Origin of the sequence: Actinoplanes sp. NPDC051861 (assembly GCF_040681145.1) — a bacterium.
In the GTDB taxonomy this organism is placed as follows: domain Bacteria; phylum Actinomycetota; class Actinomycetes; order Mycobacteriales; family Micromonosporaceae; genus Actinoplanes.
Genome location: NZ_JBFAYE010000002.1, coordinates 358769 through 383393, shown reverse-complemented (window position 1 = coordinate 383393; position 24625 = coordinate 358769). Strand labels below are relative to the sequence as shown.

Annotated in this window: 21 protein-coding genes; 13 read left to right on the top strand and 8 right to left on the bottom strand. The window is 70.7% G+C overall.

The window, feature by feature from the left end:
* Nucleotides 1–176: 176 nt before the first annotated feature.
* The 6 genes from AB0M02_RS08450 to AB0M02_RS08425 all read right to left on the bottom strand — a co-directional run bounded on the left by AB0M02_RS08450 (nt 177) and on the right by AB0M02_RS08425 (nt 6335).
* Nucleotides 177–887 carry an ABC transporter permease gene (locus AB0M02_RS08450; protein ID WP_364223564.1) on the bottom strand — a complete coding sequence of 237 codons (711 nt, stop codon included), beginning with the start codon at nt 885–887 and terminating at the stop codon, nt 177–179.
* Nucleotides 887–1840 carry an ABC transporter ATP-binding protein gene (locus AB0M02_RS08445; protein WP_364224497.1) on the bottom strand — a complete coding sequence of 318 codons (954 nt, stop codon included), beginning with the start codon at nt 1838–1840 and terminating at the stop codon, nt 887–889. The genes AB0M02_RS08450 and AB0M02_RS08445 overlap by 1 nt, the downstream gene beginning before the upstream one ends.
* A gap of 8 nt (nt 1841–1848) precedes the next feature.
* Entirely contained in the window at nt 1849–2715 is an 867-nt protein-coding gene (locus tag AB0M02_RS08440; protein WP_364223562.1) for an ABC transporter permease, read from the bottom strand.
* Nucleotides 2708–3622 (bottom strand): ABC transporter ATP-binding protein, encoded by a 915-nt coding sequence (locus tag AB0M02_RS08435; RefSeq protein ID WP_364223560.1) that lies wholly within the window; start codon nt 3620–3622, stop codon nt 2708–2710. Before AB0M02_RS08435 ends, AB0M02_RS08440 begins: the two co-directional genes overlap by 8 nt.
* 42 nt (nt 3623–3664) lie before the next feature.
* On the bottom strand, nt 3665–4891 hold the full coding sequence (locus AB0M02_RS08430; RefSeq protein WP_364223558.1) for an acyltransferase: 1227 nt from the start codon (nt 4889–4891) through the stop codon (nt 3665–3667).
* A gap of 106 nt (nt 4892–4997) precedes the next feature.
* Nucleotides 4998–6335 (bottom strand): glycosyl hydrolase, encoded by a 1338-nt coding sequence (locus AB0M02_RS08425; protein ID WP_364223556.1) that lies wholly within the window; start codon nt 6333–6335, stop codon nt 4998–5000.
* 181 nt (nt 6336–6516) lie between these two features.
* Here AB0M02_RS08425 and cysC point away from each other — a divergent pair, with 181 nt between their 5' ends.
* The 9 genes from cysC to AB0M02_RS08380 all read left to right on the top strand — a co-directional run bounded on the left by cysC (nt 6517) and on the right by AB0M02_RS08380 (nt 17386).
* Nucleotides 6517–8037: an adenylyl-sulfate kinase gene (cysC, locus tag AB0M02_RS08420; RefSeq protein WP_364223554.1), complete on the top strand. Its 1521-nt coding sequence runs from the start codon at nt 6517–6519 to the stop codon at nt 8035–8037.
* A 97-nt stretch (nt 8038–8134) separates the two neighbouring features.
* On the top strand, nt 8135–9826 hold the full coding sequence (locus AB0M02_RS08415) for a Wzz/FepE/Etk N-terminal domain-containing protein (protein WP_364223552.1): 1692 nt from the start codon (nt 8135–8137) through the stop codon (nt 9824–9826).
* On the top strand, nt 9823–11187 hold the full coding sequence (locus AB0M02_RS08410; RefSeq protein ID WP_364223550.1) for a hypothetical protein: 1365 nt from the start codon (nt 9823–9825) through the stop codon (nt 11185–11187). The genes AB0M02_RS08415 and AB0M02_RS08410 overlap by 4 nt, the downstream gene beginning before the upstream one ends.
* Nucleotides 11184–12413 (top strand): hypothetical protein, encoded by a 1230-nt coding sequence (locus AB0M02_RS08405; protein WP_364223548.1) that lies wholly within the window; start codon nt 11184–11186, stop codon nt 12411–12413. Before AB0M02_RS08410 ends, AB0M02_RS08405 begins: the two co-directional genes overlap by 4 nt.
* Nucleotides 12414–12418: 5 nt before the next feature.
* On the top strand, nt 12419–13297 hold the full coding sequence (locus tag AB0M02_RS08400) for a sulfotransferase domain-containing protein (RefSeq protein ID WP_364223546.1): 879 nt from the start codon (nt 12419–12421) through the stop codon (nt 13295–13297).
* Nucleotides 13294–14829, top strand: coding sequence for an MATE family efflux transporter (locus AB0M02_RS08395; RefSeq protein ID WP_364223544.1), 1536 nt, complete (start codon nt 13294–13296; stop codon nt 14827–14829). The genes AB0M02_RS08400 and AB0M02_RS08395 overlap by 4 nt, the downstream gene beginning before the upstream one ends.
* Complete coding sequence (locus AB0M02_RS08390) at nt 14830–15564, top strand: class I SAM-dependent methyltransferase (protein ID WP_364223542.1); 735 nt, start codon at nt 14830–14832, stop codon at nt 15562–15564. It begins immediately after the preceding gene.
* Entirely contained in the window at nt 15557–16552 is a 996-nt protein-coding gene (locus AB0M02_RS08385; protein WP_364223540.1) for a glycosyl hydrolase, read from the top strand. Before AB0M02_RS08390 ends, AB0M02_RS08385 begins: the two co-directional genes overlap by 8 nt.
* 282 nt (nt 16553–16834) lie before the next feature.
* On the top strand, nt 16835–17386 hold the full coding sequence (locus AB0M02_RS08380; RefSeq protein ID WP_364223538.1) for a DUF4262 domain-containing protein: 552 nt from the start codon (nt 16835–16837) through the stop codon (nt 17384–17386).
* Here the strand turns inward: AB0M02_RS08380 and AB0M02_RS08375 are convergent.
* The gene (locus AB0M02_RS08375; RefSeq protein ID WP_364223536.1) at nt 17341–18126 is read right to left on the bottom strand and encodes a WecB/TagA/CpsF family glycosyltransferase; all 786 of its coding nucleotides are present in this window, start codon (nt 18124–18126) and stop codon (nt 17341–17343) included. The genes AB0M02_RS08380 and AB0M02_RS08375 overlap by 46 nt on opposite strands.
* Before the next feature lie 62 nt (nt 18127–18188).
* Here AB0M02_RS08375 and AB0M02_RS08370 point away from each other — a divergent pair, with 62 nt between their 5' ends.
* From AB0M02_RS08370 to galT, 4 genes are all read left to right on the top strand, one after another.
* Nucleotides 18189–19118 (top strand): sulfotransferase, encoded by a 930-nt coding sequence (locus AB0M02_RS08370; protein WP_364223534.1) that lies wholly within the window; start codon nt 18189–18191, stop codon nt 19116–19118.
* Nucleotides 19115–20029, top strand: coding sequence for a glycosyltransferase family A protein (locus tag AB0M02_RS08365; RefSeq protein WP_364223532.1), 915 nt, complete (start codon nt 19115–19117; stop codon nt 20027–20029). Before AB0M02_RS08370 ends, AB0M02_RS08365 begins: the two co-directional genes overlap by 4 nt.
* Nucleotides 20030–20120: 91 nt before the next feature.
* Nucleotides 20121–20897, top strand: a complete 777-nt coding sequence (locus AB0M02_RS08360; RefSeq protein ID WP_364223530.1) for a DeoR/GlpR family DNA-binding transcription regulator — start codon at nt 20121–20123, stop codon at nt 20895–20897.
* A complete protein-coding gene (gene galT / locus AB0M02_RS08355; protein WP_364223528.1) occupies nt 20894–21985 on the top strand; it encodes a galactose-1-phosphate uridylyltransferase in 1092 nt (363 codons plus the stop codon). The genes AB0M02_RS08360 and galT overlap by 4 nt, the downstream gene beginning before the upstream one ends.
* Nucleotide 21986: 1 nt before the next feature.
* Here the strand turns inward: galT and adhE are convergent, their stop codons facing one another.
* On the bottom strand, nt 21987–24575 hold the full coding sequence (adhE, locus tag AB0M02_RS08350) for a bifunctional acetaldehyde-CoA/alcohol dehydrogenase (RefSeq protein WP_364223526.1): 2589 nt from the start codon (nt 24573–24575) through the stop codon (nt 21987–21989).
* Nucleotides 24576–24625: the final 50 nt, after the last annotated feature.

The following is a 24625-nucleotide window of genomic DNA, read 5'->3' as shown; positions in this document are numbered from 1 at the left end:
GAAGCCCTTCGCGTTCCCCCAGCCCGCCCGCGACCTTGGGCCTTCGAACCGCCCAGCGCCGGCTCGGAAGCCCGCGGTCGCGCGCCCGCTGGAGACCTTGAGCGTTCGAGATGCGGTGACAGGCGAAGCGGCGAGCCCGGAGGTAGTCCCGGGCCCGCCGCTTCGGAGAAGGGCTGTCAGCTGGTCTCGCCCGCGAGGCTGAAGCTGCCCAGCCTGTTGATGGCGAAGATCGTGCAGACGACAACGAAGACCGCGCTCATCACGACCGCCGTCGTGATGCCGACCTCGGCGTCCAGGATCGGCGTCGGGGAGATCTTGTGGGCGATCGTGATGACGTACTGCTCGATGGAGAGGACGCGGGTGCCGCTCAGGAAGCGGCCCAGCAGGCCCTCCCAGACCAGGATGTAGACCAGGCCCAGCAGGACCGGGCGCCGGGTCAGGAGGCTGAGCAGGACGAACAGCGCGGAGTACGCGAACGAGCCGGCAACGGCCGCGACGGCCAGGGCGGCGCCCAGGTCGGCGGAGCCGGCCAGCAGGCCGACGAAGAAGAGCGGTGTCGCTGTGGTGACGGCGGTGGCGGCGACCGCTACCGCGTATTTCGCGATGATGATGTCGCGGCGCGGGAGCGGCTTGGTGAGGATGTGGACCAGGGTGCCGTCGTCCACTTCGGAGCCGAGGACGCCGGTGCCGACGATCAGGGCGATCACCGGGAGCACGACGGCGAAGCCGAGACCGACGATGACGGCCTCGCCCCACTGGTCGGGTGACAGGTCGTAGGCGCGGCAGATCGCGGCCAGGCCGACCAGCAGCAGGGGCAGCGGCAGGAGCAGCAGCGCCCGGCGCCGGCCGAAGAGGCCGCGCGCCGTGATCATTGCGACGGTCGACATCAGGCCTCCAGCAGGTAGGAGAAGACGCTCTCCAGGGACTCGTCGGACGGCACCAGCTTCTGCAGCCGGATGCCCTGGTCCAGGGCGATGCGCGGCAGCGCGCGGGTGAAGCTGCCGTAGTCGGACGCGCGGACGGTGAGGCCGCCGCCGGATTCGATCTCGATGCCGCTCACCGACTTCTCGCCGATCAGCGCGACCGCGAGGCGGCGGTCGTCCGAGCTGCGTACCGCAAAAACATGCGGCCGGTTCGTCATGAGCCGCCGGATCTTGCGGTAGTCGCCGGACGCCGCGAGCCGGCCCGCCACGATCACCTGGACCAGGCCGGCGACCTGCTCGACCTCCTCCAGGATGTGCGAGCTGAACAGGATGGTGTGCCCGTTGTCGCCGAGCCGGTGCAGCAGCTCCATCATGTGCATCCGCTGACGCGGGTCCATGCCGTTGAACGGCTCGTCGAGCAGCAGCACCCGCGGCTCGTGCACGAGGGCCGCGGCGACGCGGGTGCGCTGGCGCATGCCCTTGGAGAACGTACCGATCCGGCGGTGGGCCGCGTCGGTCATCTCGACCAGTTCCAGTGCGCGGCGGGCCGCGCCGGCCGGGTCCGGCAGCTTCTGCATCTTGGCGCAGGCGAGCACGAACTGTTCGGCGGTGAGGAACGCGTGCACCGCCTCCCGTTCGGTGACCAGGCCGAGGTCGCGGTAGACGCCCGGGTTGCGCCAGGTCGGCTTGCCGTCGATGGTCAGGGTGCCGCGGGACGGCGCCAGGAAGCCGGCCATCATGTGCAGCACCGTGGTCTTGCCGGCGCCGTTCGGGCCGAGCAGGCCGGTGACGCCGGTGCCGAGCGACATGGTGATGTCGTTGACCGCGACGACGTTGCCGTACCACTTTGTCACGTTCTGCAACTCGACGACGCCGGGTCCAGCGGCCGGGGTGACGGCGGGCGACGTGGGTTCGATCTGTGTCGTCACAGCGAGGCCACCTTCCGGTAGCGAGCGAGCAGGAGCAGCAGGCAGGCGGTGATCAGGCAGACCGCCTCGATCGCGTAGACCGGCCCGAAGCGGCCGATGTCCAGCTCCATGTCGGCGGGCCCGTCGGACAGCCAGGCGCCGATGCCGGCGATCAGGGTCATCGGGCTGGTCAGGCCGGCCATCTGGTGCGCGGTGGTCGACGGCAGCACGGTCAGCACACCGAAGACCGGGGTGGTGAGCAGGAAGACCGCGACGATGCCGCCGGCCGCGAACGCCTGCTTGCCGGTCAGCGACGCGATCAGCAGGCCGATGCCGCTGAACAGCAGCGCCCACAGGAGGCTGTAACCCCAGCCGGGCACCAGGTCGAGGACCTCGTTCCACACGCCCTGGGCGCCGTCCTTCGTGGTGAACGCCGCGCCCAGGAACATGATCAGCTGAGGCACACCGAGCAGCAGCCACACCGCCGTCACCATGGCGGCGTACTTGGCGATCACGTAGTCGGCGGCGCGCAGCGGACGGCTGAAGTAGAGCGGCAGCGTTCCGGACCGGATGTCGCGGGACATCAGCACCGGCGCGAGGATCGCTACGAAGAAGATGATCAGCCAGCTCATCTGGTCGTCGAACTGGACGTAGGTGAAGATCACTTCACCGATCTGGGAGCGGACCGCGGCCAGGATCACGGCGACCAGCAGCATGATGCCGGCGACCATCCAGGGGAAGATCTTCGCCTTCGCGGAACGACCGAAGCCGAACGCGGCGCGCAGGCCGTGCACGTAGAGCGCGGTCAGCGCGGCGCCGCGGCCCAGTCGCTGGCCCGTGTACCGCTGGTACCCGATGTCATGGATGACGCCGGCCTCAGACATCGGCGGTCTCCTTCTTGGTGAAGAGCTCGGCGACCCGGTGCCGGCGCTGGTCCAGGCGGTGCAGGGAGAGATCCAGGTCGGTCACCGCGTGCAGGATCCGGTCGTACGCCGCCTCCGACTCCATCGGCACGAGCAGCATCCGGCCCTCCCGGGTGACCGCCAGTCCCCGTTCGATGAGGGCGGCGGCGAGTTCGTCGGTACCCTCGCTGACCTCGACGGCCAGCACGTCGGAGGCCGCGGTCATGCTCGAGATGCGGTCGGCGCGCAGTAGCCGGCCGCCCTCGATCGCGATGAGCGAGTCACAGATCCGCTCGACCTCGCCGAGCAGGTGGGAGCAGACGACGACGGAGATGCCGAACTCGTTGCCGATCCGGTGGACCAGGGCCAGCATGGCGTCGCGGCCGGCCGGGTCGAGACCGTTGGTCGGCTCGTCCAGCAGCAGCAGGTCGGGGTCGTGCACGAGCGCCTGCGCGAGCTTCACCCGCTGCTTCATGCCGGTCGAGTAACCGCCGATCTGCCGGTAGCGCTCCTCGTAGAGACCCACGTGGCGCAGCGCCTCGGAGGCGCGCTCGCGTGCGGTGGTGCGGGGCAGCCCGCTCATCCGGCCGAGGTGGGTGACGAACTCGGCGGCTGAGACGTCGGGTGGCAGACAGTCGTTCTCCGGCATGTAGCCGACGCGTGCGCGGACCCGGTCCGTCTGGGTCACCGGGTCGAGGTCGAAGACCCGGACGCTGCCCCGGGTGGGCGGCACCAGGCCGAGCATGATTTTGATGAAGGTGCTCTTACCGGCGCCGTTGGCGCCGACGAGGCCGATGACGCCCTCGTCGACAGCGACGGTCAGGTCGGCGAGGGCTGTCACCCCGCCGCCGTACGTCTTGGTCAGCGCCTCGGTAGCGATGATGGTCACCGCGTCAGCGTAAAGAGCGCTGTCATCACGCTGGATCGGGTTTTACCCCGAGATGCCCCTGAGGAGTCTCAGCTGACTCTCAGCTTTGTGTGCGCCGCCCAGCCGCCGGCCGAGATCCTGTGCCGGTAGTTCGACGTATCGGAAGACCAGATGAGCCGCGGTCAGCACGATCGCGAGGAAGCCGCCCAGGGCGAGAACCCGCAGCGCCAGACGCTGCTCGTTGATCTCCGGCAGCACCTTCGTGAAGATCACCAGCAGCGGCAGGTGCAGCAGGTAGACCGAGTAGCTGATCCGGCCCAGCCACATCGCCACCGGCGGCATCGAGCGGTTCCGCAGCAGGAGTCCCACGGCGAAGCCGGTCGCCGCGATCAGCAGCGTGGTGATCCAGACCCGCCGCGTCTGGCCGGGTTCCAGGTACCACCAGCCGCCGGCCAGCCAGCAGCCCGCCACGGCAGCCAGCGTGACGGCGCCGAGGAGCCGCGACGCCTGCTCCTGATGCATCCGGTAGATGACGGTGCCGCAGAACATCACCGCCATCAGGAGCAGCGCCTGCCAGGTGTCACGTGCCGTCGACTGCCCGCCGTTGAGCAGCGGGATCAGCGCCATCGAGACGCCGACGACCGAGGCGGGCAGCACCAGGCTCCGGCGTCCGTCGACAGCGGCGGCGATCACCGCGATCAGGCAGATCAGGACCGTGACGGCGACGAGATAGCGCCGCTCGGTGCCGCCGGTGAGCAGATCACGCGGCAGGTCCGGGCCGGCGACCAGGGCGATGCCGGCGGCGGCCACGGCGATCCAGGCGCTGCGTTTGTGCAGGCCCAGACCGAAGAGTCCGGCCACGATCAAATAAAAGATCATTTCGTACGAGAGAGTCCAGTACACGCCGACCACGTTCGGGATGCCGAGCAGGCCCTGGGTCATGCTGAGCTGGCCGAGCACGACGCCCAGCGGGTCCCGGGTGATCGGCTCGGGGACGGCCTGGATGCCGGTGGCGAAGATGGCCAGCACCAGCAGAATTGAGACCGCCCACGCCGGGTAGAGCCGCAGGACCCGGGACACCCAGAACTTGCGCAGGTCGCCGTGCCGTTCCAGCGACATCGGAATGACATAGCCGCTGACCAGGAAGAACAGCACCACGCCGGACTTGCCGACGTCGACGTGACGGTGCAGTTCCTGCAGGTCGACGATCGCCCGCGGCCCCAGATGCCACCAGACGACCGCCATGGCGGCTACGCCCCGCAAGGCGTCGAGCCACGCAAGGCGTCGCATAGGTTCCCGCTCCCTTGATGATCCGGAGCGGAAACCTATGCAGCCGTGGAAGACCTGTGTAAGCGCTGAGATGACCATGTGAGGGCGCCCGGTTGAACAACGGCGTTCAGCTGACGGACACCTGGAACACCGGAAGTTTGCCGAGACGGCGGTATTCGCGCAGCGAGGCGGGTGTGCTGTCCACCGACGAGTCCTGGCCCTTGTGGTTGCTCGGCGTCTCGAAGTGGACCATCGCCTTGATGCCCGGGAAGTCCTTGATCTGCTGACCGACCTCCCGATAGAAGTCGGCCATGTGGGTCGGGTTCCGCTTGGAGAACCAGACGCCCCACTCCGCGACCATGAGCGGCTTCTTCGGGTGCTTCGCGCGCACCCAGTTGTAGAAGCCGGGCCAGCCGGGCTTGCTCGCCGAGCGGCGGTTCAGCAACTCCTTGAAGTCGCCGTGCCCGTAGCCGGGGTCGCTGTACGAGTACGTGTCGAACCCGATCCAGTCGACCACGTCATCGCCGGGGTACATGTGGGTGAACCAGCTCTTGGTGGTGTGCGGCACGTACGCCATGTGGACCAGAACGGTCACCACGTTCGTCGCGCCCTTGGCCCGCAGCCGCTTGACCACGTGCCGGAACATCGCCGCGTAGTCCCGTGCGGTGTAACCGGAGCCGGCCCGCTCCCGCACCTGGTCCTCGGCCTCGTGGTGTACGGCGAAGAAGAACTTCTCGCGGTAGTTCTTCTTCAGGTGCACGGCGAGCCGGTCCAGGAACTCGTCGGTCCGCTCGTCCCCCTTGGCGATCTTCGCCCAGGTGGTGGACTCGGGCTTCCAGTTGAGCAGCAGGATCCGCTTGCGACCCGGCTCCCGGGCGATCCTGATCTCCTGCTCGGTCGGGAAGACCTGCCGCACCCCACTGTGGTACGCGTGGAAGATCGCCTGATGCCGCCCGGTCTTGCGCTCGAACTCGGCGAGGGCGGAGCCGCTGCTCTCCTCGGTGTGCGCCCCGGGCGCCACGCCCCAGAGGATGCCGCAGGTCGGCACGAGGTTGGCGCCGGTGTGGCACTTCTTCTTCGACGAGGACGACGACCGGGGCCAGTCGTACCGGACCGGCACTCCGCCGAGCATCGGTGCGGAGAAGCCGCGCGTCACGGGTGCCCGGTATTCGGGCAGCCCGGTGTACCGCGGCAGCGCCATCGGGGGCGCCGAGGACGCCGGGTCGGGCAGGACTGTCTCTCGCAGGGGTGAGACACCCGGGTCGGCGCCGCGCGTCAGCGGCGGGCTCATGGCCGGCACCCGGGGGGCCGGTGCCGCGACCGTGGGATCGCCGGGTGGGCCGTAGGGCAGTCCGATCTGGTCGACGCCGCCGGTCCACGCCCAGGCGAGCGTGGCTGTCACCGACATGGCGAATGCCGTGGTCAGGGCTGCGAAGTGGAAAAGCCGGGAACGGGTCTGTCTCACAACGGCCCAGTATCAAAGGATCATGCTTAATTGTCCAGGAACAAGCGGGTTTATACCGATATTGGGCATAAGATGGTCATCGGAAGATCCGAGCCGGACATGCCCGGAAGCGGAGAGCCCGGCTCGACCGGCGCGATCGAGGCTGCGAAACTGTCCCCCAAATCGTCTAGGGGGATTCGAAGTGAATGGTTCGGTACTACCCGAGGACGTTCTGCGGGACGCCCCGTCCTTCACGCCGCGTCCCCACGAGCTCGCCGACCTCGAACTGCTGCTCTCCGGCGCCTACGCGCCGCTGACCGGATTCCTCGGGCGCACCGACCTCGCCTCGCTGGCCCGCACCGGTCGGCTCGCCGACGGCACGCTGTGGCCGGTTCCGGTCACCTGCGAGATTCCGGCCGAGCTCGCCACCTCATTGGACCTGGCCGACCCGCGGCGCCGCACGGTGGTGCTGACCGATCTCGAGGGTGCCCCGGTGGCCGCCATCGAGGTCACCGACGCGTGGCCGACCCGGGACCAGCGTCACGGCATCGCCGGACCGGTGCGCCGGATGGGCGACGGCGGTCACGGCCCCTTCCAGCGTCTGCGGCGTAACCCCGCGGAGGTGCGGGCGCTGCTCCCACCCGGCCGTGTCCTCGGTGTGATCGCCGACCGGCCACTGCACCGGCCACAACTGGCACAGATCGCGCACGCCGCGCGTACGCTTGCTGCTCATCTTTTGATCTTGATCCCGGTCTCCGGACCGGGACCGGACGGACTGCCGCCGGAGTCCCTGGTCCGCTCGATCTTCGCGGCCCGTGACCGGATGCCGCCGGCGACCATCGTGGCCGTCCCCCTGCTGACCCGGCGCGACGAGATGCGTGACGCGCTGCTGCGAGCCCGCGTGGCACAGGCCTACGGGGTGACCCACGTCCTCTCCACCGGCGACACCCTGTCCGGCGGCGGCCTCCGCGTGCTGGTGCCGCGCGAGCTCGCCTACGACAACCGGGACGGGCAGTGGCGCTGGCGCGACGACATCCCGCCGCGCAACCGCCGGCTCGCGATGAGCCCGGCCGAGATCGACGACCTGCTGGACCGCGGGTTCCCGCTGCCGGAGTGGCACACCCCGCCGGCCGTGGCCAAGGAGCTGGGCCGGGTGCGCCCGCCGCGCCGGCACCGCGGCCTGGTGGTCTTCTTCACCGGCCTGTCCGGATCCGGCAAGTCGACGATCGCCCGCAACCTGGCCGACGCCATGCGGGAGAACGGCGAGCGCACGATCACGCTGCTCGACGGCGACGTGGTCCGCCGCGAGCTCACCGCTGGCCTGGGCTTCAGCAAGGCCGACCGGGACCGCAACGTACGCCGGATCGCCTGGGTCGCCGCCGAGGTCGGCCGGCACCGCGGCATGGCCGTGGCCTGCCCGATCGCGCCCTACGAGGCGGCCCGCGCGGCGGCACGGCGGATGGCGGTCGAGGCCGGCGCCGGGTTCGTCCTGGTGCACGTCGCCACGCCGCTGGAGGTCTGCGAGGCCCGCGACCGCAAGGGCCTGTACGCGCGGGCCCGCGCCGGCCAGCTGCGCGGGATGACCGGGATCGACGACCCGTACGAGGAGCCCGCGAACGCCGAGCTCACCATCGACACGACCACGATGACCGTGCCCGAGGCGGTCGAGGTCGTGCTCAATTACCTGGTCGAGAACGGCTGGGTGGAGCCCAAACTGACCTAGACCCATCACGTTCGGCGGGAGTCCAGCGTTACCCCTCTGGGGCGAAACGCCCAAAGCTGGCAACTCTCACTCCTCTTGGAAGGGCCGCCGAACTCTCATGGAAGCGTCTCGTCCCGCGTCCGCCGATGTCTCGCACTACCTGGGAGTATTCCGCCGGCACTGGTGGATCGCGCTGGTGGCTACGGGGGCGGGCCTGAGCGCGGGCGCGGTCCTGTCGCAGACCATGCCGAAGGTCTATGAGTCGTCCACCTCGGTCCTGGTCCAGTCGGTCGACCAGGACACCAACGCGCAGGGCGGCCGGACCAAGGGCGCCGTGAACCTCGACACCGAGGCACAGCTCGTCGGCTCCGGCGCGGTCTCGGTGAAGGCCGCCGCGCTGATGCGCTCGAGCATGTCGCCGATCGAGCTGGCCAAATCGGTCTCGGTGCAGGTACCCGCCAACACCACGGTCCTGGTGATCACCTATCGGGCGGACACGCCGGCTGGTGCCCAGCACGGGTCGCACGCGTTCGCCGAGGCGTACCTGCGCAACCGGGAGGAGACCGCCCGGGCCCAGCTCGACAGGCAGATCCAGTCGCTCAACCTCAAGGTGAAGCAGCTGACCACGTCGCTCACCAACATCAACGCGAGGCTGGCCGTCGCACCGCGGGGCAGCTCCACCGAGAGCAACCTGCAGAGCCTGCGGAACAACTCGCAGAACCAGCTGAACTCGCTGACCGGGCGGCTCAACGAGCTCACCACGACGATGGTCGGCGGCGGCAGCATCATCAGCGACGCACGGCAGCCGGACGCCCCGACCAGCCCGAACACCCTGCTCAACGTCGGCACCGGCGGCATGGTCGGCCTGCTGCTCGGCCTCGCCCTGGCGTACCTGCGGGAACGCTTCGACCGGCGGCTGGTGACCGCGAACGACGTCCGCGACCGCGGCCGGGTTCCGGTGCTGGCCGCGCTGGACGAGCGCAGCACGCCGCACTTCGACGACGTGCTGCAGCCGTACGGCCCCGGCGGCCGGGTGTTCAACCGGCTGCGCAACGAGGTGCTGGCCAGCCTGCAGAGCGGCGACCAGATCATCGTGGTCACCGGCACCAGCCGTGGCTCGGCGAGCACGCTGGTCGCGGCGAACCTCGCGGCCGCGCTGGCGCGTACCGGAAGTGATGTCGTCCTGATCGGGGCGCACCTGCCGGACAGCGTCGTGGACGTCGCGCCGCTGGCCCGGATGCTGGGTGTCTCCGCCGTGCCCGGCCTCTCCGACCTGCTGGCCGGCCGGGTCGGCCTGGGCCGTGCGCTGCAGCGCACGCCGCGTATCCCCTCGCTGCGGGTGATCACCACCGGCGGCGCCGCCACCGCGGCCGGGCTGATGCAGTCGCAGCGGCTCCGGGACACCCTGGAGGCGCTGCGCCGGCAGAGCCAGTACGTGGTGATCGAGGCGCCCTCCACCAGCAGCAGCGCCGACGCGCAGAGCCTGGCCAGTCTGGCCGACGCGGCCATCCTCGCGGTCGAGCTGCGCCGCTCGCGCCGTCCCGCCCTGCTGGACGCCACCGAGCAGCTGCAGCGGGTCGGAACCCGGCTGCTCGGCGCGGTGGTCCTGCCGCGGCTGGCGCCGATGCGGCCCGGAGCGGTGGCCACACCGGCGGTCACCCTGCCGCCCCCGCCGGAGTCGGCCGAGGGCCCGACCCAGCAGCTCTCGTTCGTGGGCCAGCGCCCGGCCGGCAAGGAGCTCGACGACGCCACCGCGGTCATCGACCTTTCCGGCACCGGCACCGGCAGCGCGGAGGGCGACGACAAGTGACCGCGGTCGCGGCGCTTCCGCCCGCCGGACCGTCACACCGCCCCGCCAAGAAGAGCACGCTCCCGGCCTGGCCGGTTGCGGGGATCCTGCTGCTCTATCCGCTGTGGTGGGCGCTCGGCCTGGGTGTGCTGATCTTCCCGCTGATGGCCGTGCCGATGCTGTTCCTGCTGGTGCGGCGCCGGGCGGCCGGGCGGCCGCTGCGGCTGCCACCCGGCTTCGCCTGGTGGGCGGTCTTCCTGATCGCGGCGGTGGTGAGCATCGCGGCGCTCGGCGCGGACCCGGCCGGCACGGTGGTGGAGCGGGCGAGCAACCGGCTCCCGGCGGTCGTCTACAAGCTTTCGATGTACGCGTCCCTGACGGTCCTCCTGGTCTACGCCGGGAACCTGACCGAGGCGGAGCTGTCCCGCCGCCGGCTCGTACGACTGCTCGCCGGCATGTTCGTGGTGACCGTGCTGGGCGGGCTGCTCGGGATGGTCGCCGGGAACTTCGAGTTCACCTCGCCGGTGGAGTGGATGCTGCCGTCCGGCGTACGGAACAAGGGCTTCGTCAGGTCGCTCGTCCACCCGTACGCCGCACAGATCATGGACCTCGTCGGCGGCGAGAAACCGCGCCCCGCCGCACCCTGGGGTTACACCAACACCTGGGGCAACAACTTCTGCCTGCTGGCGGGCTGGCTGGTGGTGGCCGCCTGGGCGAGCCGCAGCGCCGGCAAGAAGCTGCTCGCCGTACTCTGCCTCGTCGCCTCCGTCGTCCCGGCGGTCGCCTCGCTCAACCGCGGCCTCTGGATCGGCCTCGGCGTGGTGATCCTCTACGTCGCGGCCCGGTACGTGCTGGCCGGCCGGATCTGGGTGATCGGTGCGGTGCTGGCCGCGGCCGGCGCCCTGTCCATCGCCATGATCGCCACTCCCCTCGGTGGCACCGTGCAGGCCCGGCTGGACAACGGCAAGTCGAACGGCGTCCGCTCGTTCCTGATCGAGAAGGCGATGGACGGCTTCGCCGAGTCGCCGGTGATCGGATACGGCGGCACCCGCAACACTCTCGGCGGCCGTAACTCGATCACCGTTGGGGAGAGTGCCGGCTGCGAGCGCTGCGGCAACTTCACCGTCGGCGGCAACGGCCAGCTGTGGCAGCTGCTCTACGCGCACGGCGCCACGGGAACAGCGGGATACCTCGGCTTCTTCGCGTACGGGCTGTGGCGGTTCCGCCGCGACCGGAGCCCGATCGGGATGGCCGGCAGCGCCGCGCTCGTCACCTCGTTCTCCGCGATGCTCTGGTACAACTCCCTGGTCACCCCTCTGGCCTTCATGGTTCTGGCGTACGCGCTGCTCTGGCGCAACTGGATCGAGGGGAACAAGACATGAGCCCAGTCAAGACCGCCCCCGCGGAGCTCACCGCCGACGACGCGGCCCTGCGGACCCAGTACCTGAACGAAGTGCTCGGCCTCCTCTACCCGCCACCGTGCGACACCGACGGCGGGCCCGGCCCGGTCATCGCCGACTACCTGGTGGTGCCGAACGCCCGTAAGCCCCGCCTGCTCGTACCGTCGCTGTCCACCAAGGTCGCCGCCGCGGCGGTCCGCCGGTACGCCGAACCGCAGTCCCGCCTGGCCCGGCTCAAGCGCGACGCCGTGGTGGCGGCCGTGCACACGCGTACCAGTGGGCTGCTGTTCCGCGACCGGATCCGGGTGACCGGGCCCGCCTCGGCCGGCATCGACGGCTACCTGAGCGAGGCGCTGCGCCGGGACCTCGCGGTGAGCATCCACATCGGCCCGGCCCGCGCCAACCGCAAGCCGGTGCTCCAGCTGCTCAGCACCGACGGCGACACGTTCGCCTTCGGCAAGCTGGGTGTCGGCCCGCTCACCCGGAGCCTGGTCAAGGCGGAGACCGCGGCGCTCATCTCGCTCGCCGGCAGCGGCCTGACCAAGCTGACCGTGCCCCGGGTGCTGCACGCCGGGCAGTGGCGCGGCATGGAGGTGCTGATCCAGTCGGCACTGCCGGTGTGGCTGCCCCGGGCGCCGGTGACCCGGCGACGGCTCACCGCGGCCATGCTCGACATCGCCGGCTGCTGCGGGTACACCACCGGGCCGCTGACCGGCAGCGCGTACTGGCAGGAACTGCGGACCCGGCTCGACGCGGTGGCCGACCGGCCGGAGGGCGCCGGGCTGGCGGCCGCCGTCGACGTGCTGGCCGCGCACAGCGGCGAGACAGCACTGCGGTACGGCTCCTGGCACGGCGACTGGGCCCCGTGGAACATGGCCGGTCTCGCCGACGCGCTGCTCGTCTGGGACTGGGAGCGGTTCACCAGCGGCGTGCCGATGGGCTTCGACGCGATCCACCACGAGTTGCAGTGCCGCATCCAGTCCACCGGCGACGCGCGCGGCGCGGTGGAGGCCACGGTGCAGCGTGCCGACGAGTTGCTCGCCCCGTTCGGGGTGGCGCCGGTCGCCCGGGAGATCACCGCGCTGCTGTACCTCGTCGACCTGGCCGTCCGTTACCTGACCGACCGGCAGGCGGAGGCAGGCGCCCGGCTCGGCGTGCTCGGCACGTGGCTGCTGCCGGTGCTGATCCGCCGCGTAGAGGAGCTGTAGACACCATGCACGTACGCAATCTGCCCGCACCGGTCAAACGGGTGGTGCACCTCGGCTCCCGGTCGCTGGGACGCCTCACCGCGGACAACCGGATGCTGCCGTCGTTCCTGATCTGCGGCGGCCAGCGGTGCGGCACGACGTCGTTGTACCGGGCACTCGCCGCGCATCCGGTGGTGCTCAAGGCGGTGCTGCACAAGGGCGTGCACTACTTCGACACGTCGTACCACCGGGGACTGGAGTGGTACCGGGCGCACTTCCCGTTGCTGCGCAGCGCCGAGAAGGTGGCGGAGAAGTACGGCGTACCGGCTCAGACGTTCGAGTCGGCGCCGTACTACATGTACCACCCGCAGGCGGCGGCACGGATCGCGCGCGATCTCCCGTACGGAAAACTTGTTGTTCTTGTCCGCGACCCGGTGGAACGCGCCTATTCGCAGCATCACCACGAGGTCGCCCGCGCCTTCGAGTCCGAGCGTGACTTCGGCGCCGCGCTGGCGCTGGAACCGGCCCGCCTGCACCGCCAGGAGGAGAAGCTCGCCGCCGACCCGGACTTCTACAGCTTCGCCCACCAGCACCACGCCTACCGGGCTCGCGGCGAGTACGCCCGCTACCTGAGCGTGATGGCACAGCACGTCGGCCGGGAGCGGATCCACGTGGTGGAGAGCGAGCGGTTCTTCGCCGATCCGGGTGCGGTATACGACGAGGTCTGCGCGTTCCTCGGCCTGCCGTCCGACCTGGAGAGGCCGCCGTTCGAGCGGCACAACGCCCGGCCCCGGCAGAGCGACATGGACCCGGGCCTGCGGCGCGAGCTGAGCGTCCACTACCAGCCGCACGACGAGGCGCTGGGCGGCTGGCTCGGGCACACCCCGATCTGGCGACGGGCGTGACGACGACCGCGGCGCCGGAACGAGCCACCCGCGGCGCCGCTCGCGGCGGGCTGGCCAACATGGCCGGATCGGCGCTGGCCGGCGGCACCGGGGTGGTGGTGACCTGGATCGTCGCCCGCGTCCTCGGCGCTGAGGAGGCCGGCGCGTTCTTCGCCGCCACCGCCGCGTTCGTGCTGGCCGGCGGCCTGGCCAAACTCGGCACCAACACCTCGCTGGTGTACTGGCCGGCCCGGCTGCGGGCGACCGGTCAGAGCCATCTGCTCGGCGCCTGCCTGCGCACCGCGCTCCCGCCGGTCGCTGTCCTGTCGCTGCTGCTCGCCGCCGCGATGTGGGCGGGCGCGCCGGCGATCGCCCGGCTCACCGCCGGCGAGACGCCGCACGTGATCGCCGAGCATGTGGCCGGGCTGCGGGTGCTGGCCGTCTTCCTGCCGTTGCAGGCGCTGACCGACGTGCTGCTGACAGTGACCCGCGGGTATCGGAGCATGCGGCCGACCGTGCTGCTCGACCGGGTGCTGCGCAGTGTTCTGCAGTTGGTCGCCGTCGGTGCGGTGGGTGTCGCTCTTCTCGCGTCCCTGCCGGTCTTCGCTCTGGCCTGGGCCGCCCCCTACCTACCGGTGGCCCTGCTGGCGGGATTCGCGGCCCGAAGGGCATATCGGGACAACTTACGGCCGGGCACATACACATCGCCCGAGATGCGGCAGTTCCGGCGCGACTTCTGGCGCTTCACCGGACCCCGGGCGGTCGCCGGAGTCGCCCAGCTCGCGCTCCAGCGCGTCGACGTGCTGCTCGTGGCCGCCCTGGGTGGGCTGGTCCCCGCCGCCGTCTACGCGGTCTCCGGGCGGTTCGTCGTGCTGATCCAGTTCGCCAACCAGGGACTTTCCCAGTCGGTCCAGCCGCGGCTCGCCGAGGCGCTGAGCACCGGCGACCGGGCCTCCGCCGGGCACCTCTACCAGACCGCCACCGGCTGGCTCGTGCTGGTCACCTGGCCGATCAACCTGCTGGTGATCGCGTGCGCGCCCTACTACCTGCGGCTGTTCGGCGAGGAGTACGCGGCCGGCGTGCCGGTGGTGTGTGTGCTGGCCGGGGCGATGCTGGTGGCGACCGGCTGCGGGATGGTCGACATGGTGCTGGCGATGGCCGGGCGCACCTCGGCCAACCTCGGCAACGTGCTGATCGCGCTGGCCCTGATGATCGGCGTGGACGCGCTGCTGGTGCCCCGCTGGGGAGCCCTCGGCGCCGCCGGCGGGCTGGCCTGCGCGGTCGTCGCCAACAACCTGCTGCCGCTGGCACAGGTGTACCGCGGCACCGGGCTGCACCCGTTCGGAGCGGGCACCCGGGCCGCCGCGCTGCTGTCGATCGGCTGCTTCGGGCTGCTGCCGGCCGGTGCCGTCTTCTTCGCCGGCGCGGGTCCGGCCGCACTGGCACCGGCGCTGGCCACAGCGGTGCCGGCGTACGCCGCGGGGGCCTGGCTGCTGCGGCGGCAACTGGCACTCGGCGCCTTCACGTCCATCAAATCCCTCAAGGAGGATTAGTTGACCAGCGACTACACCCAGGTTTTCCAGGACACCGAGGCGGTCGAGAAGTACGAGACCGTGACGTACGCCCCGGACAGCTACGCGTCGCGGATCAACGAACGACAACGGGACTACCTGCGCTCGCTCGTACGCCGCGAGTTCCCCGAACATCCGCCCGTGCAGCACGATTTCGCCTGCGGCACCGGCCGCGCGATCCGCGCGCTGCAGGGCCTGGTCCGCGAGGCGCACGGGTACGACACGTCCGCCGAGATGATGGCGAAGGCGGCCGAGGTGGGGTCGCGGGCGTACTGGCACCAGATCCCGATGGACGGCCCGGTCCCGACGCCGGTGGCGGCCGGCTTCCCGGCGCTGGTGACGATCTTCCGGCTGCTGCTCAACGTGAACGAGGGCGTCCGCGACCGGGCGCTGGCGTTCGCGGCCAAGGTGCTGCCGCACCGCGGTTCCGGCCTGCTCGTGGTGGAGAACCACGGCAACGCCGGCTCGGTACGCCACCTGCGGGCCCGCCGGCACAGTGGCGAGCGCTGGTTCGCCGAGCTCTCGCACGACGAGGTCGAGCGGCTGCTGGCCCGGCACGGCTTCGAGATCGTCGAGCGGCGCGGGTTCTCGATGCTCACCCCGTCACTGCACGACAACCGGGTGGCGCGGGCCGCCGACGCGGCGGCGCGGCGGATGCCGGGCAGTGACGCGTACGCGGTGAACGTCCTCTACACCGCCCGGCGGGTCCATGCGTAGGGCGGTAGCGGCCGTCGCCGTCGCGTTGCTGTTGCTGACCGGCTGCACGAAGGACCGGAAGGACCGGCCCGAGCCCGAGCCGTCACCGGACCTGAAGAGCCCGCCCCGGGCCGTCGCGATCAACCCGGGCCCGTTCGAGGCCGGACCGTACGAGCCGCCGGAGCACGGCGCCCTCGTCGGCGCCTGGATCAAGCCGGACCAGCTCACCCACGTGGGCCGGCTCGCCGCGGTCGGCGGCCTGGAGGAGTCGCTCGGCCGCCGGCTCGACTTCATCAACACCTACCGGCGCTTCGACCAGATGATGGGCACCCCGTCCGACAAGGAGTTCCTGGACCAGGGCGCCAACCTGATGATCAGCTGGGCCACCGGCGACAACCGGTCGATCCTGGCGGGCGAGCACGACCACATGATCCGCGAGCAGGCGCGGGCGGTCCGGAAGATCAGGAAGCCGGTGCTGCTGCGGATGCGCTGGGAGATGGACCGGCCCAACCTGCGGGCCACCATGTGGTCCGGCGCCGATTACATCGAGGCCTGGAAGTACGTCCGGGAGATCTTCCGGCAGGAGCGGGCGAAGAACGTCTCCTGGGTCTGGTGCCCCACCGCCGAGGGCTTCGTCCGCGGCGAGGCACCCGACTTCTACCCCGGCGACGACCAGGTCGACTGGACCTGCGTGGACGTCTACGCCGGCGCCACGTTCCAGCCGATCGGCAAGCTGATGGGCCCGTTCCTGGACTGGGCCGCCCAGCGCCCGAAACCGATCGTGATCGGCGAGTTCGGTGTGGCCAAGGTGTGGGGCTCGGCGGCGCGGGCGGCGTGGCTCAAGGACGCCGAGCGCACCTTCAAGGCGAACCGGCAGATCAAGGCGGTCGCCTACTTCGAGTCCAACCCGGAGGGCAACGGCCCCAACCAGCAGTTCCAGCTAATGGACGACAAGGCCGCCTTCCGCGCCTTCCACAACCTGGTCCGCGACCCCTATTTCAACCCCTGATTCATTTCGTACGCGACTCGCGCTCTGCCTCCGCCAGACCCGCGGCGCCATCGCGCCACCGGGCCGCAGCGCGGCCGCCGGGACACCTGCAACGCGATCGCTACGCCCGCACCGCCGGCGTAGCGATCGCTGGTCAGGCGGCCACGTCCGGCTCTAGGAACTCCGGCCGGTTGCCGTGGCTGTCCGCGGAGTAGACCCGCCGGTGTCCCGGCCGGAAAAGTGTCGTACACCTGTTCCATAGTTAGTGGGACAGAACGCGTACGACTCCCGGGGGTGTCACCGATGTCCTTCCGCGACGACTTCTTCGACCGCCAGAGTGAGCTGATCGACGAGTATGGCTGGGCCGTCGTGCACGTCGTTCCCTCCGAGGACGACCCGGACGAGGCGGTGCCGTTCGCGTACACCGTCGGGCTGACCGGCTTCGGGCTCTCCGAGCTGGCGATCGCCGGCCTGCCGCCCGAGGTCGGCCACTCCATCCTCAACGAGCTGGCCGTTCGCGTGCGCGACGAGGGCCTGCAGCTGCGCCACGGTGAGCGGCTCACCGACCTGATCGTCGACCAGGACGTCGTCATCGTCGCCGGCGACCCCACCGCCGACGTCTTCCCCGGCGCCGCCCTGGCACGTTACGGCGACGACCGGGTCCACCTGCACCAGGTGGTCTGGCCCGACCCCTGGGACACCTTCCCCTGGCAGGAGGGCTACGAGTCGGTGCTCTACCCCCAGCCCACCATCGCGGCACCCGGCCGCCCCGCGCAGCGCCGGCACACCTTCCGCGGGATCCCGCACTCTCACGGGCGGCGGCGCGGGGCACGCGCCAGGAGACGCAGCGCGTAAGGGGCGTCGTGCCGGAGATACCGGCCGGCCAGCCGCCGGGGTTCGGTGCCGAGGCGGTGCGCCCACTCCAGGCCGGTCCGCTGCATCCAGCGCGGCGCCCGGTGCACGTCACCGGCGACGAAGTTCACCGCGGCGCCGCATCCGACGAACCAGGTGCGCGGCAGGTGCTCGCGGAGCCGCTCGATGACGTTCTCCTGCTTCGGGAAACCGAGCCCGACGAACACCAGGTCCGGCTCGGCCCGCACGATCCGCTTGCACACTCTGGCGTACCGTGCCTGGTCGTATTCGAATCCAAAACTCGGGCTGAGGCTGCCCGCGATGCGCAGGCCCGGGAACGCCGCGGCCAGCCGGGCCGCGGCACGGGCCGCACCGTCCGGCTTGCCCGCGCTCGGCGGCGCACCGCCCACAACGAAGATCGAGCGACCGTCCCGGCCCAGCCCTTCGGAGAGCGACCAGATCAGGCTGCTGCCCGCGACCCGCTCGGGAAGCGGCGCGCCGCCGAGCCGGCTCGCCCAGACCAGCGGCATGCCGTCGGCGACGATGAGATCGGCGTCGTCGAGGTGCCGCCGCACCCGGGGATCGGCGGAGGCACGGCGCAGGATGTCGACGTTCGGGGTGATGATGCGGCCGCCCCTGCCTCCCGCGAGAGCGTCACGCACCACGGCCACGACCTCGTCCTCGGTGATCCGGTCGATACCGGTCCCGTCGAGGTGTACCCGGTCGAAAGCCTCGATAGTCACCTAACGCCTCCTTTTGCTTGCTTCACTCGTTACCAGAGCGAAACGAGCGAAGGTGAGCCAAAGTGGCACAGGTGCTTTTTCTGGGCGGATTGGGGCGAAGCGGAACCACGCTCGTGGAACGCCTGCTCGGCGAGCTGCCCGGGATGTGCGCCCTCGGCGAGGTGGTCCACCTGTGGCAACGCGACATCCGCGACGACGAGCGCTGCGGCTGCGGCGCCCGCTTCTCCGGCTGCACCTTCTGGCGCCGGGTCGGTGAGATGGCCTTCAACGGCTGGGCCAACGTCGACGTGGACCGGGTGCACGCGCTGCGCGACGCCGTCGAGCGCACCCGGCACATCCCGCGGCTCGCGTCCGCGGCGGCCGCCTCCGACGAGGTACGCGAGTACGCCTCCTACTACTCCCGGGTCTACGCCGCCGCCGCCGAGGTCTCCGGTTCGCCGGTCGTGGTCGACTCCTCCAAACACTCCGCTCTCGCCCACGTCCTGCGCTGGGCCGGGGACATCGATCTCCGGGTGATCCACGTGGTGCGCGACGCCCGCGGGGTGGCGTACTCCTGGACCAAGACCGTCTCCCGCCCGGAGACCGACGGCGCGGACGAGATGACCCGCTACTCACCCGGCCGCTCGGCCCTGCTCTGGAACGCGCACAACGCCGCGTTCGGCCTGCTCGCCCGCCGCGGCGTCCCGGTGCGCCGGATCCGCTACGAGGAGTTCCTCGCCGACCCGCGGGCCGGGCTGATCCGCCTCGCCGACTTCGCCGGTGTCACCCTGCGCCCCGAGGACCTGGACTTCCTCCGGTCCGACCACGCCGACCTGCGGGTCGGGCACAGCGCGGCCGGCAACCCGATGCGGTTCACGGTCGGCCGGCTGCCGCTGAGCCGTGACGACGCCTGGAAGCGGGCGCTGCCCAGTGCGCAGCGCCGGCTGGTGGGCGCGGTGTGCGGCCCGATGCTGCGGGCGTACGGCTACCCGATCAACGTGGAGGCACGATGAACTGGCCGTCCGTCGGGGTGGTCATCCCCACCCGGAACCGTCCCGAGCTGGTCCGCCGCTCGATCGCCGCGGTACGGGAGCAGCACTACCCGGGCGAGATCAAGATCGTGCTGGTGTACGACCAGACCGAGCCCGACTACCTGCTCGCCTCGACCGAGGGCGTACCGGTCCTGGTCCTCACCAACTGGCGCTCCCCCGGCCTGGCCGGCGCCCGCAACACCGGGCTGCTGGCGCTGGACACCGAGCTGGTGGCGTTCTGCGACGACGACGACCGGTGGCTGCCCGACAAGCTGCGCCGCCAGGTGGCCGCGCTGCTGGCCGAGCCGGACGCCGAGTTCGCCACCTGCGCGATCGAGGTCGAGTACGAGGGCCGCACCACCCCGCGACTCGCCGGCCGCCCCCGGGTGACAGTGGACGACCTGGCCCGCTCGCGGATGGCGATGCTGCACTCGTCGTCGTTCCTGATCCGCCGCGAGGCCCTGGCCGAGGACCGGATCGGCCTGGTCGCCGAGGACGCGCCGGGCAGCCAGAACGAGGACTGGGACCTGCTGCTGCGCGCCGCGCGCCGGGCGCCGATCGTGCACCTGGACGAGCCGCTCGTGCGAGTACTCTGGGGCCGCACCTCGCACTACGCGTACGAGTACGCCACCAAGATCTCCTCGCTGCGCTGGATGATGCGCCGGCACCCGGAGATCAGCGGTTGCCGCCCGGGCGCCGCACGCGTGTACGGCCAGCTCGCCTGCTGGTCCGCAGCCACCGGAAACCGCAGCCAGGCCTGGCAGTACAGCAAGGAGGCGGTACGCGCGAACTGGCGCGAACCGCGTGCCGCCATCGCCATCGCCGCGATCACCGGAGCGGTCAAGGTCGAGAACGTCCTCTCGGCACTGCACAAACGTGGCCGGGGTATCTGAACTCACCCTTCCGCACCGACCCGATCACACTGTAGTGTTCGAGTGTGTTCGAAATAGTTCGGTTACCGGTTGGAAAGCGGAGGATCCGCGGGTGCTAGCTCAGCAGCGTCAGGCAGCGATCCTCGATCGGGTCCGTGCCACCGGTGGCGTCCGGGTCAGCGAGCTCGCCACGGAGTACGGCGTGTCCGACATGACCATCCGCCGCGACCTGGAGGCCCTGGCAGACCGGGGTTTGCTCGCGAAGGTACACGGTGGCGCCACCACCGTAAGCCCCGGTTCGGCTCACGAACCCGGTTTCGCCGCGAAATCGGACCGCCAGCGCGACGAGAAGACCGCGATCGCCATCCGGGCCGCCGGTCTCGTCTCCCCCGGCGACGCCATCGCGCTGTCGGCCGGCACCACCACCGCCGAGCTCGCGCAGCGCCTCGTCGACGTGCCCGCGCTGACCGTCGTGACCAACTCGATCCCGGTCGCCGACGTCTTCTACCGGGCCGGGCGCCCGGACCAGACCGTGGTGCTGACCGGCGGGACGCGGACCCCGTCGGACGCCCTGGTCGGCCCGGTGGCGGTGGCCGCGATCGGCACCCTGCACCTGGACGTGCTCTTCCTCGGCGTGCACGGGATGAGCGAGCGCGCCGGTTACACGACGCCCAACCTGATGGAGGCCGACGTCAACCGGGCCCTCGTGGAGGCGGCCGAGCGCCTGGTCGTGCTCGCCGACCACACCAAGTGGGGCACCGTGGGCATCTCGTCGATCGTGGCGCTGGGCCGCGCCGACGTCCTGATCACCGACGACGGGCTGGACGCGGATGCCCGGGCCCTGCTCACGGAATCCGTTCCTGAACTCGTGGTGGTGAACCCGCAGTGACCCCGACCCGCTCGGCCGTCCGTCTCTCGGACGGCCGCGAGCTGATCTACTTCGACGAGAAGCCCGGTTCCGGCCGCTCGGCCTATGCGGACTCCCGGCAGCTCCCGCCGCCCCCGCCGGCCTCCCAGCTGCGTTACGACCCGCTGGTCGACGAGTGGATCGCGATCGCCGCGCACCGTCAGACGCGCACGTTCCTGCCGCCCACCGACGCCTGCCCGCTCTGCCCCACCACCGACCGGTTCGCCAGCGAGATCCCCGCGCCGGACTACGACGTGGTGGTCTTCGAGAACCAGTTCCCCTCGTTCAGCGACCGCATCGTCCCCGACGAGATCAGTGAGCTGACCGAGATGGTGCCGGTCAGGCCGGGCCTCGGCCGCTGCGAGGTGGTCTGCTTCACCAGCGACCACAACAGCGCCTTCGGCTCCCTGCCGCCGTCGCGTGTGCGTACCGTGGTCGAAGCGCTTGCGGACCGCACCGCCGAGCTGTCCGGCCTGCCCGGCGTCGCGCAGGTCTTCCCGTTCGAGAACCGGGGCGTCGAGATCGGCGTGACGCTGCACCACCCACACGGCCAGATCTACGCCTACCCGACCGTGCCGCCGCGGACAGCGGCCATGCTCCGCGCCGCGGAGCGGCACGCGACGAAAACCGGCGGGCGCAATCTCTACGCTGACGTCCTGGCCGCGGAGCAGACCGCAAAGGTACGCGTGATCGCGTCCAACGAACACTGGACCGCCTACGTCCCCGCCGCCTCCCGGTGGCCCTTCGAGGTCCACGTCGCCCCGCACCGGCGGGTGCCCGACCTGCCCGCCCTCTCGGACGCCGAGCGCGACGCGTTCGGGCCGCTCTACCTGGACGTGCTGCGTCGCTTCGACGGGCTGTTCGGCAAGCCGATGCCGTACATCTCGGCGTGGCACCAGGCGGTCGTCGGCGAGGGGCGCGACCTGGGCTACCTGCACCTGCAGCTGTTCAGCATCCGCCGCGCCGCCGACAAGCTGAAGTTCCTGGCCGGATCGGAGTCGGCGATGGGCGCGTTCGTCAACGACGTCGTCCCGGAGCAGGCGGCTCAGCTGCTCCGGGACGCGGCATAGGTCACTCGCCGTAGTAGGCGTTCTTCATGATCCGTTTCATGTCCTCCAGCATCGGCATCCGCGGGTTCGCCGGCGCGCACTGGTCCAGGTAGGCGTTCATCGCCTGCTGCGGCAGCGCGCCGAGGAACTCCTTCTCGTCGACGCCGGCGCCCTGGAACGACGGCGGGATGCCGACGGCGTCGCGGAGGCGTTCGACCGCCCTGGCGTACGACTCGACGCCCTGCTCCGGGGTATCCGCCGGCAGCCCGAGGTGACGGGCGATGTCCTGGAACCGCTCCGGTGCGATGTACCGCTCGTACTTCGGCCAGCTGTTCAGCTTGGACGGCACGGTGCCGTTGTGCCGGATCACGTGCGGCAGCAGGATCGCGTTGGTCCGGCCGTGCGCCACGTGGAACGTCGCGCCCAGCGTGTGCGCCATGGCGTGCACGATGCCGAGGAACGCGTTGCCGAACGACATGCCGGCGATCGTCCCGGCGTTGTGCATCTTCTCCCGGGCCAACGGGTCGTCGCCGCCCTGATTCACGGCCCGCTCCAGGTTGCCGAAGATCAGCTTGATGGCGTGCAGGGCCAGACCGTCGGTGTAGTCGCTGGCGTAGACCGACACGTACGCCTCGGTGGCGTGGGTGAGCGCGTCGAAGCCGCTGTCCGCGGTGACCACGGCCGGCAGGTCCTTGGTCAGGTGCGGGTCGATGATCGCCACACTCGGGGTGAGCGCGTAGTCGGCGAGCGGGAACTTCTGCCCGGTGGCCGTGTCGGTGATCACCGCGAACGGGGTGACCTCGGCGCCCGTACCCGAGGTGGTCGGCACGCAGACGAGCTGGGCCAGGTTGCCGAGCTCCGGGAACTTGAACGCCCGCTTGCGGATGTCGAAGAACTTCTCCTTCATGTCACCGAAGTCGACGTCCGGGTGCTCGTAAAGCAGCCACATCACCTTGGCGGCGTCCATCGGCGACCCGCCGCCGAGCGCGATGATGGTGTCCGGGCGGAACGAGCGCATCAGGGCCGCGCCGGTCTGCACGGTCTCGATGCTCGGTTCCGGCTCGACACCGTCGATCACCTGGATGGTGACCGGCTCGGCGCGTTCCCGCAGCACGTTGCTGATCCGGTCGACGTAACCGAGCTTGGTCATCGTGTGGTCGGTGACGATGGTGATCCGGGTGACGCCGGGCATGTCCCGGAAGTACCGGATGGCGTGCGGCTCGAAGTACATCTTCGCCGGCACCTTGAACCACTGCATGTTGTTCGTCCTCCGGCCGATCCGCTTGATGTTGAGCAGGTTGAGCGCGGACACGTTGTCGGAGACCGACGTGTGCCCGTAACTGCCGCAACCCAGCGTCAGCGAGGGCCGGAACCCGTTGTAGATGTCACCGATGCCGCCCTGCGAGGCGGGCGCGTTCCAGATGACGCGTACGGCCTTCATCCGCTTGCCGAACCGCTCGGAGAGCTCGGGGTCCTTCGCGTGCACCACGGCACTGTGGCCGAGGCCGTGGAACTCGACCATCTGCTCGGCGTACCGGATGCCCTGCTCCTCGTCGGCTGCCGTCAGCACGGCCAGCACCGGGCAGAGCTTCTCGCGGCTCAGCGGCTCGGCCGGGCCGACCTCGCCGATCTCGGCCAGCTGGACCGAGGTGTCCTCGGGCACAGCGAAGCCGGCCTGCTCGGCGATCCACGCGGACGGCTGGCCGACGACGGCGGGGTTGAGCTTCCGGCCGTCCGGGAAGATCAGGTCCTGCAGGAGCACCTTCTCCTCGGCCGTCACGACGTAGGCGTGCAGCCGCTCGAACTCCGCGATCGCGCGAGCGGCGATCGAGTGGTCCAGCACCACGGCCTGCTCGGACGCGCAGATCATGCCGTTGTCGAACGTCTTCGAGACCACGATGTCGTGCACCGCGCGGACCACGTCGGCGGACGGGTGAACGTACGCGGGAACGTTGCCCGCACCCACGCCGAGTGCCGGCTTGCCGGTCGAGTACGCCGCCCGGACCATCGCGTTGCCGCCGGTGGCCAGGATTGTGGCGACGCCCGGGTGGTTCATCAGCGCGGCCGTCGCCTGGATCGACGGCTGCTCCACCCACTGGACGCAGTTCTCCGGCGCGCCGGCCGCGATCGCGGCGTCGCGCACCACCCGGGCCGCCTCCGCGCTGCACCGCTGCGCGCTCGGGTGGAAGGCGAAGATGATCGGGTTGCGGGTCTTCAGTGCCAGCAGCGCCTTGAAGATCGTGGTCGAGGTCGGGTTGGTGACCGGGGTGACCGCGCAGACCACACCGACCGGGTCGGCGATCTCGGTGATCCCGTCGACGTCGTCGCGGTGGATCACGCCGACCGTCTTCATCCCGGCCATGCTGTTGGTGACGTGCTCGCAGGCGAAGATGTTCTTGACGGCCTTGTCCTCGAACACGCCCCGGCCGGTCTCCTCGACCGCCAGCGCGGCCAGCTCGCCGTGCTTGTCGAGCGCGGCCACCGAAGCCTTGCCGACGATGTGGTCGATCCTCTCCTGGGTGAAGTCCGCGTACTCGGCCAGCGCCTTCTCCGCGTTGCCGACCAGACCGTCGATCTCACTCATCCCGCTCTCCTTCTTCGTCAACTCCATCGTCGTCGCCGGCGAGAAGTCCCAGGAGAGCCGAAAGTCCCGCCGGCACA

Excerpts from the sequence above, each read along its gene's own strand:
- AB0M02_RS08450 (WP_364223564.1), bottom strand. The coding sequence starts at position 887 with ATGTCGACCGTCGCAATGATCACGGCGCGCGGCCTCTTCGGCCGGCGC.
- AB0M02_RS08440 (WP_364223562.1), bottom strand. The coding sequence starts at position 2,715 with ATGTCTGAGGCCGGCGTCATCCATGACATCGGGTACCAGCGGTACACG.
- AB0M02_RS08430 (WP_364223558.1), bottom strand. The coding sequence starts at position 4,891 with ATGCGACGCCTTGCGTGGCTCGACGCCTTGCGGGGCGTAGCCGCCATG.
- AB0M02_RS08415 (WP_364223552.1), top strand. The coding sequence starts at position 8,135 with ATGGAAGCGTCTCGTCCCGCGTCCGCCGATGTCTCGCACTACCTGGGA.
- AB0M02_RS08405 (WP_364223548.1), top strand. The coding sequence starts at position 11,184 with ATGAGCCCAGTCAAGACCGCCCCCGCGGAGCTCACCGCCGACGACGCG.
- AB0M02_RS08400 (WP_364223546.1), top strand. The coding sequence starts at position 12,419 with ATGCACGTACGCAATCTGCCCGCACCGGTCAAACGGGTGGTGCACCTC.
- AB0M02_RS08385 (WP_364223540.1), top strand. The coding sequence starts at position 15,557 with ATGCGTAGGGCGGTAGCGGCCGTCGCCGTCGCGTTGCTGTTGCTGACC.
- AB0M02_RS08380 (WP_364223538.1), top strand. The coding sequence starts at position 16,835 with ATGTCCTTCCGCGACGACTTCTTCGACCGCCAGAGTGAGCTGATCGAC.
- AB0M02_RS08365 (WP_364223532.1), top strand. The coding sequence starts at position 19,115 with ATGAACTGGCCGTCCGTCGGGGTGGTCATCCCCACCCGGAACCGTCCC.
- adhE (WP_364223526.1), bottom strand. The coding sequence starts at position 24,575 with ATGGAGTTGACGAAGAAGGAGAGCGGGATGAGTGAGATCGACGGTCTG.